Genomic DNA, 13,027 nt, shown 5'->3' on the forward strand with positions numbered 1-13,027 from the left:
TTAAATTGATTTAAAACTTCATGCCTATACCGGCAGAAACTCTTCCTCCATCAGATCCATAGAAATAATTGAGTCTTGCAGAAAGCATTTCTACAATACTTAGCCAGACACCGGCACCTACAGACTGATGCCATTTTCTGGAATTCTCGGTATCATTCCATACCCGGCCGATATCGTAGCCTACAAGAATCCCCAGGTTGGCAGGAACAATATTATTTCTGATTCTTCCAAAGTCCCATCGTACCTCTGAATTATTGGTAAAATAAGATCTTCCGGAGAACCTTTCGTTTCTGAAAGCCCTCATTCCATTATTTCCTCCGATTGCAGCGGCCTGATAGAATTCAAAATTGTTATTATTGATCCACATGACATTGCTGGAATTGGCAAATACAAAAGTTCCCTTTTTATCAATTCGGTGATCAATGGCCAGTTTTCCTTTTAAAGTCAGGAAGTTTTTGTTAAAATCGGAAAAAGTGGCTTTCCAGTCGGCGTTCACCATCAGCTCCATTCCCAGGGTTGGAAAAGCAAGGTTATCTGCATTTTTAAAGCTAAAGGTATAGTTGGCCCCCATAAACTGCTGACTATTGAATACTTCAGGTCTTACATCCGGCGATGTATTGATAAAACGGCCTTCTCTTTTCTGTACTTTATTATCTTCAAAAGTAAGTTGGATCTGATGGCTGAGATTCATCCAGCTTTTTTTCGAAATAGAAGGGGCAAAATTGAACTTGGAAATTCTGGCTCTGTTGTATTCTCTTTCAGTATCTTCTTTATCATACGGACTTTCATTAGATAATCCGAAGAAGTTTTGTGAAAATCTTGGAGTGGTATAAGAAGCATCCAGATTGAAATCCCATCCGGAAATTGCTTTTTTGAAAATCCCCTTATATTGTAAGCTAAATCCGGCAGTAGCAGTATAAAAGTTGGCTTTTAAACTGTGTTTTTGAGTAAAGGGATCCCGGATAAAATTATTAACCGTGTAGTTGGCCAGGACTCCAATGATCACTCCGTCATCAGGGTTATAATCCACATTGGGATACCCGGCGAAGGAATTGTATTTCGGATGTTTATAATTGTAAGTATTGATATCATAATCGTCAGAAATATTCCTGGTTGCATTTCCGGAATTATAGGTGTTTTTCTGGGATTTGAAATCATAGATTTTTACCTTTCTTCCATCAGTTACATTATAAATATCATGATTATATCCACCGATAAGCCTGATATTCATTCTGGGATTTCCTGTACCTCCTACCTCATACATATCATCATCTTCCAGCCCGTAAATCCATAATTCTTTAGTTTTCGAATCAGAATATGTTTTCTCAAATACAAGTTCGTTTTTATCCTTGTTTTTGCCTAGTTCGTATTGTTGTACGTGTACAGAATTCTTATTTTTTGTAATGACGAATTTATCAGGATTTACAGTTCCTGCCAGAGGAACTTTTTTTTTGCAGTACATCATAATATTGTGATGCATACTCCTGCAATTTTGTTTTTCGGATTTTCAATTTCCTCTGGATATCAGCAATTGTTTCATCCTGAACTTCTTTCGGTAGATTGTGGAAAGCTTCTTCAATATCGGTATCACTCAAGTGTTCCTGGATATATTTAGCTTGTGCTATCCATTCTTCCTGGGTAGACCCTTTCAGGAAAACAAGATCCATTGGATAGGGTTCCATACTGATCCATTTAACGCTGCTAATATCTTCCGTAAAGGTTTTCATATGGCGAATGGCAGGAACATTCATAATCAGCTTGAATGCAGCGCCGTCATATTTGCTGAATGCCTGATCCCTGTCTTTTGGTATTGGTTTGTAGATTACCTTATTGCCTTCTTCATATTCTGCCCATTTCCATTGATCCGAATGCCTGTCCCAGTCACCGATTAGCATATCAAAAATTCTCGCTCTGATGTAAGATTCTTTATCAACGGAATATTTATAGTTTTTAGTCAGGTTTTTTAATACATCATCTGTAGAGACTATATCTTTGGCATTCCCCAGTGAAGCTAATGTCTTGGGGTCAGATGAAAAACGTTCTTCAATCATATACATTTCATCCCCGTAATTTTGGTTATATCTTCCCAATGCCTGTTGTTTAGGAATGAAATATAATTTGGGGTTGCTATGGAAAATATTGAGCTTTTCGGCCATATTTCCAATGGTGAATGGTGTAAACGGATGATTGGTAGTGTAGAAATCCAGCAAAAACTTTTCCGGAAAAGTGTCTGTAAGTTCATCTCCAAGAGTACTTTTTTTGAAAGCCATATTGTTGAGGAAGCGGATAGCACTTTTTTTCACTCCCCGCATTACAAATTCCTGCCCGTCTGCTGCTTTCAGTCTTAAACTATTGGATTGGTTTCCACCTCCTTCCCTGAAAGGCACATAACCTCCGTTCAACTCGGAAAGGTTGGCTATAGGAGCTTCTATAGGGATTCCGTAATATCTTCTGTAATGATCTCCCCACAGCCACCGGTAAAATTTCCTTTTTTGGGTAAGCTGTACCGGGTAAATTGTTGAGGTAAAGGTGGGCGGAAAGGTATTCGGAAAGTTGTTCACAAATACATCCGGTTTTGAAACAACGGAAATATGGGTCAGTTTTTGAAGCAGGGCATCTTTTGTTGAGAAGTATTCAACGTCTGTGCTCTGATCTTTTCTGATATTTAATATGGCAAATCCGCTGCCTCCATAGGAAAAATCTGTCTGTTCGGCAATTGTGGACGGATCTACTTTGGAACCGGCTCCGCTGATAATCTGCCTTATATTGCGGTCTTCATGATATTGAAGATTATGATCATGTCCTGAAACAAAAATAATATTTTCTTTATCCTGAACTATACTCTTCAACCGGTTGGCAAGATCTGCATAATGCTGATTGTTGATATCAGCAGGGCTGGCTCCGGAAGAACTGCGCAGAATATTTACTACACTGCCAATGACCGGCACCGGAATTTTACTTTTAAAAGGGTAGAGGTGAGATCTGGCAGAGCTAAAACCTGCATGGGTTCCGCTGCTGATAACAGGATGGTGGAGGGCTACAATGATTCTTTTGCCCTGATTTTTTATAATAAGATCTTTAAATTCGGTAAAAAAGTCTTCCCGGTTTTTAATGTTGCAGTTTTTGTTGATCCCCGGATGTTGATCCCAATTGGTAATCACCCATTCTGTATCAATAGCGATCAGTTTAATATCTTTGGAAATATTGATATCGTCAATCGGGCACCCGCTTTTGGGAAGAAAAGATTTTTTATCATCAAAATACTTCTTTACAAATCCTTCCTGGGCTTTCAGCCCTTCCAGTCCGTTATACCAATCGTGGTTTCCGGGTATCATTACTGTTTTTCCCTTGAAATTTTTAGTAATGTTCAACTGATCTTCCAGCTTTTGTTTGGCGAGAATATAGCCTTTATCCTTTTCTTCCGGCATTCCATTCGGATAAATATTGTCTCCAAGAAAAATCAGCATAGAGTTGCTGTCTGCTGAATCAAGTTTATTTTTCAGTAAATGCAGGGTTTTCTGTGCCTGCGCTTCATCTGCATTTCCAGCATCCCCAATCAGGAAAATTTTAAAATCATTCTCAGATTTTATGTCAGAATCTTTTATTTCAAATACGTTTTTGCCTTTTTGCACGTTATATGTTGCGCAGGAATACAGCACTCCTGCAGACAATACCGTCCTCAGAACAATAGAAGTATTTTTTAATTGAGTTTTAAAGGATAAATTCATAAATTTACATTAACAAAAATTCAGGAATGAGCATTCTACACAAAGCTAAAAATTATGTTGAAATCTTATTCAAAGATAAGTTATCTTCGGTTTACTTTTATCATAATTTTATTCATACTGCCTATACAGTCAATAAGGCTGAAGAAATTATGAAAAATACCCCTGTTTCTGATGAGGATCAGGAGAAGGTACTTGTTGCTTTATGGTTCCACGATACGGGCTATATAGAATGCGCCCAGAATCATGAAGAGAGGAGTGTGGAGATTATGAAAAGTTTTTTACATCAGGAAAATTATGCAGAAAATTATATTCAGGATGTTGAAAAGCTGATCCTGGCGACGAAAATCAGTTATGAACCTAAGAATTTATTGGAAAAAATTGTAAAAGATGCAGACTTCAGCCATTTTGCAGGCCATGATTACAATGATATTTCCGATGCTTTAAGGAAGGAGTGGGAACTGACCAATGTAAGATGCTTCTCTAATGAAGAATGGAATGCCGGAAACCTGGATATGCTTAAAAACAGACATACTTATTATACGGACTATGCTAAAGAACACTGGGAGCCTTTAAAAAAGAAAAACATCAAAAAGATAGAGAAAAAGCTGGAAAAAGAAGAAGTGAAGAAAGAGGATAAAAAAGATAATGCCGAAGGGAAAAAGGAGAAGGAAAAGTCAGACCGGAGTGTAGATACCCTTTTCAGGGTAACCCTTAACAATCATACAAGATTGAGTGATATTGCAGATAGCAAGGCCAATATTCTTTTGTCTGTCAACGCCATTATTATTTCAGTTTGTCTTTCCGTTTTGGTTCCGAAGCTGGATGCCCCTAAGAATTCACACTTGATTCTTCCGAGTTTCATCCTGCTGTTGTCTAGTGTATTAACTATTATATTTGCAATTCTTTCTACTAAACCCAATGTAACGAAAACTACATTTACTGCTCAGGATATTGTTAACAGGAAAGTAAACCTGCTGTTTTTCGGGAATTTCCATCAGATGTTATTTGATGATTATCATAATGCGATGAAAGACCTTATCAAAGACAGGGATTATATTTACGATTCTATGGTAAAAGATCTTTATTACCTGGGAAAAGTCTTAGACAGAAAATATAAACTTCTATCCATTACCTATAAGATTTTTATGGCTGGAATTATTATTTCTGTACTATCTTTTGGGGCAGCTTTTCTGAGTCTTTAATTATAAATCACTTACAATGGGCTTGCCCTGATGTGTCTATTGGGGTTAGCTTATTCTATATCTTTCAGGAATTCATTTATAGAAATTTCAAGTGCATCGGCAATTCTCATAAGACTGAGAATAGAAGTATTGATGATTCCTCTTTCTATCCTTGTGATCTGTGAAATTTCCACATCAACTATAAAAGTTAGTTCTAAAAACAAACATAAATAATGAAACAATCATTGCTTTTCTTATTTTTTTTAACAACATTTTTTCATTCTCAGGTTATTAAGGATTCAATTTTAGGAAACCCTAAATCTGTGAAGGAATCTGTAGTTTTTCTAAATGATTCTGGACCATATACTTTCATGAGAGGAGATGATGAATATGGTCACGCTACAATCATGAAACCTAAAAATTTTGAGGGAAAGCATGAGGAATTCATGGTTTCAAACGTATTTTTGTCGATATATCAACAATGAGACTTACTACGATATAAACCGAAATATTACACGGGAGATATGGTACTATAGATCCGGGGAGATTGTTGATGAATATATAAATACATATGATCATTTGAATCGATTGACTGCTCAAAATACTAAAAACAAATATTCAGAAAAAAATTCCCGATATTTTTATGATGGAAATAGGAAAAAGGTGAAATTTAGTGAATCGTACTATAAACGGCAAGATGAACCAGGAGAAAAAATTATTAATAATTGGGAGAGTTTTAATCCTTTATTTATTACAAAGTTTGATACCCTTTCAAAAACAGACAGCATTTTTGCCGTCACAAATGATATCTGGAAAGCGGTAGGAAACGGGGGATATTCCAGGGGCAAAGATTCTATCTATCACAAAAAATTAAACAGAGTGAAAATTTATGACAGCCAATATAGGGTAGTTGAAGAAAAGTTTTTTGAACATGAAAATGATTTGCAAAATAAAAAAATATATCTAACCGGCCATTTTAAATATGAATATGATGAATTTGGAAATATAATAAAGAGAACCAGCATTAAGGATGGGAAATTCTATTCATATATTATCCTTGGTAACGGTAAGATGATTAAAGAAGAAAAAAACGGTGATTCCGAAAAAAACTCTTATACAATTTATGTTTATACTAAAGATCAAAAGCTGGAAAAAGAAACAAGCTATTATCAAAATAGGCTTTCGTATGAAAGAAAATTTGAGTATAAAGGAAATTATATAACCAGGTTAATTTATTTAGATAAACCTGCACTGGATGATAAAATCGTAGAGCCAGTCATAATAGATTTCAGATATAAATTTGACAAGCAAAATAACTGGACAGAAATTATTAAAAACGTAAATGGAAAGGATCTGTACAGATGGATTAGAAAAATTGAATATTATTAGGGTGTTTCAATCATCTAAATTCCTAAACAAAGAAACTCTCAACGCCAGTAATCCTGTAATTCCCTGAAGGTCTTCTACTTTAAGGAATTCTACATCATGTTCAAGAACACCTTTCTTTTGAAGCTTGGAAATATAGTCTAGGTATTCCTTCTGGTTTTCCATACCAAAATAAACAATGGTAATTTTTCCCGGAGCGGTAATTCTTTCTGAAGAGTCTTTAATATGGGCTTTATCTAAACGTTTTTTTAATGATTTCATAATAAGAATTGTAGGCGCCATCTACATCAAAAACGTTTTTTCATCCATTCTGAAACGGATGTCTATTTTTTCATTGTAAACAAAAATCAATGAAGCGATATCCAATGGGATGGGAAGATCTTTTTTAAAAGACTGAAATTCATGTTCCATCCGGCAGATGGTTTTCAGTTGCCAATACCTCAGTTTGTGAACGACTTTGAACGAATAATGAAGATCAGGGGCAATAGTGTGCCCGATATATAAGTTATGTTCTACACCATCGGATTTGAATCTTTCATAATAATGCGGAAATATCTGCTGAGCTTTCGTCTGGCTTTCATCCAGCATATCTGCCAGCTTTCTGTTGACAAGTGTTATAGAATCATCCAGGTTTTTCCTATGGCTATAGAACAGATCAGTTTGGGCAAAGATGTTCGAGAAATAATCTTTGATTTTTGATTTTATTTCACGGCTGGTTTTTATTTCAAGTTTTCCCTGTAAAAAAGGATGAATTTCTTCTCTTAAAAGCCTTTGAAAGCGTTGCTCAGTGTCAGCTTTAATCTCATGGTTAAGTTCATTTTTGAAAATATCTAAAGCTAACAGGAATTTTTCCGAATCGGAATTGGTCAAGGTAAAAATATCCATTAAGCAGTTAATCTGTTGGTTGAGGTCTTCAAGCATCAGCTTAAAGCGTTTTTCGGATGAAGAACGGATATCTGAAACTCCGAACAGAGGGGTTAAATTTTTAAATGAAATCTGCTTTAGGGTATACATTTTCTTTCCCAATGAGGCTGTAAAATATTTTTCGGCTTCATTCCTGAATTTCCAGACCACACTGTCATGAATAGTGGTATATTCTCTTTGGATAATTGCTTCTATCTGATAGTTTTTTTCAAAATAAAACCTGCTGAGTGAGAACAGGACCATATCAGTAAAAAACTCCATTTTTTTGAGTTTTAAACCATTAAAACTACCAGCCACAGGTGAAGTAAACTCCATTATAGCAAGGAGCTCATTATCTTTCATGATAGGGATTACCATGAAGCTGTTGATATGGTTGTCTTTTAGAATATTGAAGGATGGAAGCTGCTTTACATTAGCGTCCAGATTATCAACATTAGAAACAACAATCGGTTTAGAATTGTGACTTAAGTTATTAAATGTATTTTTACGGGTTTCTTCATCGAAGGTATTGATCCAGAAATCAAGGATATGATTGGTCAGAAAGCTTTCGTAAATAGGAAGTTTATCGAGTTTTTGTTCCTTCTTGTTGAAGGTCATCAGTCCGAAGTTTAGTTCGGGAACATCAAAATAGGATTTAAAAATTTCAGTCAGGTTTTCATCCGGCTTCAAATTTTCAGGATCTATTTCTATCATACTGGATTTCAGGTCAGACAATGCTACTTCAGAAGTGCAGTCAACCAGTGAAATAATGGTAAAGCCTTTTAATATCCAGGATTGTGAAGGAAAATATTTCTTCCATAGTTTAAAGTCATCCAGGTTTTCCAATAACATATCCATGATACCATCATCCGGAATTTTTGCTTTTTCGGTAGGAATAATTTCTGTAAAATCTGAATTTACCGTAATCTTATAATGTTTCATAATTCCCTGCTTATTGGGAATATCATAATAAAAAGGGATGGTACTTCTGATATCTTTTTTGAAGTAACTCTGAAGAATCAGGCAACAGCAGAATACATAAAATTCATTATCTGTAATATTCCTGAGTTCTATTTCAAAATCCTTTCCGGCATCTTTTAAAATGTTTTTAAATCTTTCAGTATAGTTGAACGTGATATTGGAAAGTGGGATACTTGCTGCCTTTATTTCATTGTGGGTAAGCCCGGTGGGGAAAAGATCGGCAAGCAACAGCCTGATGAGTTCTTCATTTTTTTCAAGGAGACTTATATCCTGGAAGCCATCTCTGAATTCTTTAAAATTCTTGGTTCTTTCAATCAGTGATTCGGCATAGTTGGCCCGATATTCCAGCCGGTCATTATATCGGATATGTTCCAGAACATCCAAATATTTTTTGAATGATATGTAAACCTGAAAAGGAGAGTCTTTTTTGTAAAGATTAGCCAACAGCTGAAAATTTAAGTAAAGTTATGAAAAAAACGGTATTTCCAAATACTACATAGATTGCTGAAAACAATATTTTGTAAGATTTTTATTTTATTTTTTGAATAATTAAAAAACAGATCGTGTATGATTTATATAAGAGTACAAAAAAAACCTTCCAGATGATCTGAAAGGTTTTTGATATAGTGTGTCACTTTTTATAGTTCTAATAGATTAATTATAGCCAGCGCCGTTGATTACGTCTGTTACGTAGGGAGTTATTTTTCTTCCCGTTCCATTTATATTTTCTATTGGAGGATTAAGAGAAAGACAGTCTGTTTGTAAATCATAACATCTGTTTTGTATTTTGCCTTTAGGGGTATTTCCATAATTCCCTCCTCCGTAACGTGTAAAATAGTCGAAGAAATCCTGATTCGTACTTAGTCGATGGGCATAAGTACATGATGCTTCCACTTCTACTTGTTTTAAACAAATCTGTTCTCTTTTTATCGCTGCCCATTCGTTCGAATTTATATTTACTTTTGCCAGAGCATCATCTATATATTGATAAAATTCTTTTAAATGTTTAATGCTGAATAATGTTGTGCCTTCAACACTTAGTACAGGATTTGCGTGACCAATCATAGATCCGGTACCTCCCATAGAGTTCCAAACACCTGAATTATCATTGTTGGCATATTTTAAAAGAGTCGTAATGTATTGAAACATTTCTTTATAACCAGTTCCATAATAATTTTTACAGAAATCACTGATAATTCCCTCTAAATCATCATCAGGATTCCATAAAAGTCTTGAATAGGCATAGGTGTTTAAAGCTCTCAATGAACTATCTTCCGTACTTGAACATTCAGCAAAGAATGAGCTGACTCCCAAAGATTTGTAATATTTTAGATTTTCCTGTAAAATATGGAGTGTAGGAAATGGAAAGAGATAATAAGAGAAATTCACCAGATATTCCCAAATGAACAATTTTCCTCCACTTTGAGACCATTTATAAAGCATCTCTCTATAAGTACCGGCAATCAATTCATTTGAAGAAGCAATTGATTTGATTTTGTTATTAATTGTAGGACAATATATAATCATAACATTAGGCTCAACTTTACCGGCAGGTAGAATATTTCCATTGGAGTATACAGTTTCCACAGTATGAATATGGTCACTTACAACGTAAGAGAGTGTTTTGATAATTTTATCAGGAAATTCTTTTGCCATACGGTTGATGAAAGGAAATAATGTATTTGAGAATCCACCGGGCAGGGCATGTTTGGGGGCACATTCTGAGCATTGGCAGTAATCTGTCATTCCGTCCGGCTGAGAAAGATTCCAGATGGGTTTATCCGGCTTTTCGTCCATTTTTGCTTGCAGCGCTGCTTTTACAATGTCAAAGACTCCAGCCTGGGATAGGCATGGTGCCCTGTGGCATTGTGTCTCAGTCATGAGTTCAGAGGTCCTGCTACCATTGATGTACGGATAATATTCAGGATGCGAGGCAAAATGAGTCTGATATCCAAAAAGCCTTGTAAGATTGTGAACGCTCTCACCGGAATCTTCTAATGCAGCTGGTTGCATCACTTTAATATCCCAATAAGAAAGTTTATTGAAATTGGAGTAGTTTTTACTGTATGCTTCTTGAGATACCACCCATCTATAGGAGAAAGCGGGTTTTTGAATATTAAAATTAAATTTTGTAATGTAAACTTCGGGGAGACTTTTAACCTTGAAGCATTCAATGGGCTGTGCTCCGTTACGGCCTGTTACCATAAGTTTCTTAACTTTCAGATAATTTTCTAAAAAATAACTTACTCCTAACATCAATCCCCTTCTGTTACCATTGATATAAATTTTAGAATCTTTATTGAAAAGGTAAAATTCATCATGATCTAGTAAGATAGTTGATCCAAATACCGTATTTCTGTTAGGACAATTTCCAATGATTATTTCGTGATATTGCGGACTCTCATTATCAGTTATGACAGGTAATGTGATAGAGCATGCCTTGTATATTTCATCATTTAAGAGTTGTACAGCATCCTGGTGAATCTGATCGGGAGACGATGGCTGAACAATTACATAGTTACTTTTTCCATCTTTATAAAATGGTATATTTTTCATATCTGTGTTTTTGTGAGTTTGTATTGGTTTCCTTCTATTGTAAGGATTAAATCATTTCCATTAAAGGCAATATGGCAAACTTCCGGGTCTAAACCTTCTTTGGGGGTTCCCTTTGGAAAAACTAATGACCCCATGTGGGCTTCAGATTTAGGAAGTAACTGATCCAGCCAGCCTTTGGCATTTTTGCTTAAATACCCCAAAGTCAGGTCTTCTTTAGAAGGATAAAAAGCAGAAGGATAGAGCCCTTCCGTAACACTTAGATTGGAAATATAAAAGTCATTAATATCATCCCCTGTATATAAGGTGAAAATAGGAAAGCTATTTATAAACTGACTGGGATCTATAAACTGAGAGTAGGAAACTCTCTGCCAGCGATTGGTAACTGTTGTAGGATGAACATGATCTATTCCTGAAAATCCTATATTAAAATGATCAATTTCTGATAATGGGAAAACATCAAAAGAAATGGTAAATGTTCTGCCAATTAATTCCTTATTAGCATTGAAATTATGGTTGACATTGGCATAAAACCCTACATTTTTTGATGTACTTTTCATTCGTAAGCATTCCTTGCCATCCTTTTTTTCCAATTTCATTTGCGAAATCTGAGATGGGGTACCTTCTGTGTAATAACCATATTTAAAACGGTCATCAAAATGACTGTATTGACATAGGTTGATGGTGCTAAGCTGTAGATCGTTCAATTTTGAGTCTACATAGGTCTTTATTAATTCAAAGTCGTCTGGTGAAATCATATTTTATTTTTAAATGTTTACAATACGAAGATACCCGAGGATAACGACAGAAGTTGACGTAAAAAAATTAAATTGATTATTGTGAATTAACGTTTCATTTTTCGACAAAAAAAAGCACAACTAAAAAGTTGTGCTTCTATATTTTAAAATTCAGATTTTATAGTCCGAACATTCTTGCGAACAAATCCGGGAATATTCCCAGGATAATAATTGCTGCAATGACAACTACGGCAATAATGTTGTAAGTAAGCGTTACTTTCTCTGAAGATTTAAATGTTGATTCTTTAAAGAAAAACATCGCTATGATTAATCTTAAATAGTAAGCGATCGACAGAGCAGACCCTAACACTGCTACCAGTACCAAGAAAGCGGCACCGTTCATCGCCTGGGAGAATAAAGCAAATTTCCCCATGAAACCTGCAGTTAATGGAACTCCTGCCATTGAAAGCATAGAGATGGCAGATGCTGTTGCCAATAATGGTTCTGTTTTGGCCAGTCCTTTGAAGGCTCCGTAAGACGTTTCCCTTTTTAATTTTTCTACCCAGATCAGACACATGAAAACTCCTACTGTAGATAATGAATAAGCGAATAAATAGAACGCTAAATTATAAGTAGAAAGGCTAGTCATTCCGAAGAATACCAATCCGATGTATCCGGCATGAGACACTGAAGAGTAAGCCAGCATTCTTTTTGCATTCGTTTGAGCAAGACCCATAACGTTTGCTAAAAGTAATGTAATGATTAAGAATACTCCTAAAACATTAATCCACTCATGAGTAACGCCAGCAAATCCGATGGTCATTAATCTGAATAATGCGAAGAATCCTGAGATCTTTACAACACTTGCCATGAAAGCAGTGATCAGCGACGGAGAACCTGTATATACATCTGGGCTCCACATGTGGAAAGGCGCTAATGCTACTTTAAATGCCAATGCACAAAGGATTAATAAAACCCCAAGAATGAACATCACATTCGTAGTGTTTGCTACTCCGAAGTCATGGATTTTATATAAATCAAAGCTTCCTGCACTTCCGTAGATAAATGCGATTCCGAAAAGTAAGAAACCTGTTGCGAATGCACCCATTAAGAAATACTTGATGGAAGCTTCATTAGATCTCAGATCAGTTTTGTTGGCTCCGGCCATTACATATAATGGAATTGAAAGGATTTCCACACCCAGGAACATGGTTACTAAGTTCTGGTATCCGAAAAGAACAATCCCTCCACACAATGCAAATAGCATCAAAGAATATAATTCCGACTGGTGGCTTCTGTGGTTGCTGAACGCAAAACCTCCCAGGAAGAATAACAATAAAGTTGTTACGATTGATATTTTAGTGAATAATGCAGCATTGGCACTGTACTCATACATATGCTTGTAATGGTCGAAGAACGAACATTCAGGCATAAAACTTACGTACAATGCGATGATTAATCCCAAAATCCCAATGTATCTTGCGAATTTTCCTTGTTCAAAAACTCCTGAAAATAACGCAATAACTGCCGTTAGGAAAACAATAATTAAAACACTCAT

The 13,027-nt window shown here is 35.5% G+C and carries 11 protein-coding genes; 3 read left to right on the plus strand and 8 right to left on the minus strand.

Translation table 11 applies throughout. The features are described 5' to 3' along the window. Positions 1-10 precede the first annotated feature (10 nt). Both HX13_RS23050 and HX13_RS23055 read right to left on the minus strand, forming a co-directional pair. Positions 11-1,480 carry an outer membrane protein assembly factor gene (locus tag HX13_RS23050; RefSeq protein WP_238554921.1) on the minus strand — a complete coding sequence of 490 codons (1,470 nt, stop codon included), beginning with the start codon at positions 1,478-1,480 and terminating at the stop codon, positions 11-13. Further along, a complete protein-coding gene (locus HX13_RS23055; RefSeq protein WP_238554922.1) occupies positions 1,416-3,728 on the minus strand; it encodes a metallophosphoesterase in 2,313 nt (770 codons plus the stop codon). The genes HX13_RS23050 and HX13_RS23055 overlap by 65 nt, the downstream gene beginning before the upstream one ends. A 26-nt stretch (positions 3,729-3,754) precedes the next feature. Here HX13_RS23055 and HX13_RS00325 point away from each other — a divergent pair, with 26 nt between their 5' ends. After that, on the plus strand, positions 3,755-4,930 hold the full coding sequence (locus HX13_RS00325) for a Pycsar system effector family protein (protein WP_050019489.1): 1,176 nt from the start codon (positions 3,755-3,757) through the stop codon (positions 4,928-4,930). Between the two features lie 50 nt (positions 4,931-4,980). On the opposite strand, the gene HX13_RS21715 is transcribed toward HX13_RS00325, so the two are convergent. Further along, complete coding sequence (locus HX13_RS21715) at positions 4,981-5,133, minus strand: helix-turn-helix domain-containing protein (protein WP_157837392.1); 153 nt, start codon at positions 5,131-5,133, stop codon at positions 4,981-4,983. A gap of 9 nt (positions 5,134-5,142) precedes the next feature. Here HX13_RS21715 and HX13_RS00330 point away from each other — a divergent pair, with 9 nt between their 5' ends. Continuing rightward, complete coding sequence (locus HX13_RS00330) at positions 5,143-5,394, plus strand: hypothetical protein (protein ID WP_050019490.1); 252 nt, start codon at positions 5,143-5,145, stop codon at positions 5,392-5,394. Positions 5,395-5,788: 394 nt separating this feature from the next. After that, complete coding sequence (locus HX13_RS21720) at positions 5,789-6,298, plus strand: hypothetical protein (RefSeq protein WP_128572118.1); 510 nt, start codon at positions 5,789-5,791, stop codon at positions 6,296-6,298. 6 nt (positions 6,299-6,304) lie between these two features. On the opposite strand, the gene HX13_RS23060 is transcribed toward HX13_RS21720, so the two are convergent. From HX13_RS23060 to HX13_RS00355, 5 genes are all read right to left on the minus strand, one after another. Then, positions 6,305-6,556 carry a hypothetical protein gene (locus HX13_RS23060; protein ID WP_238554923.1) on the minus strand — a complete coding sequence of 84 codons (252 nt, stop codon included), beginning with the start codon at positions 6,554-6,556 and terminating at the stop codon, positions 6,305-6,307. Between the two features lie 21 nt (positions 6,557-6,577). Then, complete coding sequence (locus tag HX13_RS00340; RefSeq protein ID WP_238554924.1) at positions 6,578-8,623, minus strand: GAF domain-containing protein; 2,046 nt, start codon at positions 8,621-8,623, stop codon at positions 6,578-6,580. A 210-nt stretch (positions 8,624-8,833) separates the two neighbouring features. Next, positions 8,834-10,735: a DUF4838 domain-containing protein gene (locus tag HX13_RS00345; RefSeq protein WP_050019492.1), complete on the minus strand. Its 1,902-nt coding sequence runs from the start codon at positions 10,733-10,735 to the stop codon at positions 8,834-8,836. Beyond that, positions 10,732-11,490 carry a hypothetical protein gene (locus tag HX13_RS00350; RefSeq protein ID WP_050019493.1) on the minus strand — a complete coding sequence of 253 codons (759 nt, stop codon included), beginning with the start codon at positions 11,488-11,490 and terminating at the stop codon, positions 10,732-10,734. Before HX13_RS00350 ends, HX13_RS00345 begins: the two co-directional genes overlap by 4 nt. 157 nt (positions 11,491-11,647) lie before the next feature. Continuing rightward, complete coding sequence (locus tag HX13_RS00355; RefSeq protein WP_050019494.1) at positions 11,648-13,027, minus strand: NADH-quinone oxidoreductase subunit N; 1,380 nt, start codon at positions 13,025-13,027, stop codon at positions 11,648-11,650.

This window comes from Chryseobacterium sp. P1-3, assembly GCF_000738495.1.
GTDB classification, from domain to species: Bacteria; Bacteroidota; Bacteroidia; order Flavobacteriales; family Weeksellaceae; genus Chryseobacterium; species Chryseobacterium gallinarum.

Excerpts from the sequence above, each read along its gene's own strand:
- HX13_RS23050 (WP_238554921.1), bottom strand. The coding sequence starts at position 1,480 with ATGCATCACAATATTATGATGTACTGCAAAAAAAAAGTTCCTCTGGCA.
- HX13_RS23055 (WP_238554922.1), bottom strand. The coding sequence starts at position 3,728 with ATGAATTTATCCTTTAAAACTCAATTAAAAAATACTTCTATTGTTCTG.
- HX13_RS00325 (WP_050019489.1), top strand. The coding sequence starts at position 3,755 with ATGAGCATTCTACACAAAGCTAAAAATTATGTTGAAATCTTATTCAAA.
- HX13_RS00330 (WP_050019490.1), top strand. The coding sequence starts at position 5,143 with ATGAAACAATCATTGCTTTTCTTATTTTTTTTAACAACATTTTTTCAT.
- HX13_RS23060 (WP_238554923.1), bottom strand. The coding sequence starts at position 6,556 with ATGAAATCATTAAAAAAACGTTTAGATAAAGCCCATATTAAAGACTCT.
- HX13_RS00345 (WP_050019492.1), bottom strand. The coding sequence starts at position 10,735 with ATGAAAAATATACCATTTTATAAAGATGGAAAAAGTAACTATGTAATT.
- HX13_RS00350 (WP_050019493.1), bottom strand. The coding sequence starts at position 11,490 with ATGATTTCACCAGACGACTTTGAATTAATAAAGACCTATGTAGACTCA.
- HX13_RS00355 (WP_050019494.1), bottom strand. The coding sequence starts at position 13,027 with ATGAGTGTTTTAATTATTGTTTTCCTAACGGCAGTTATTGCGTTATTT.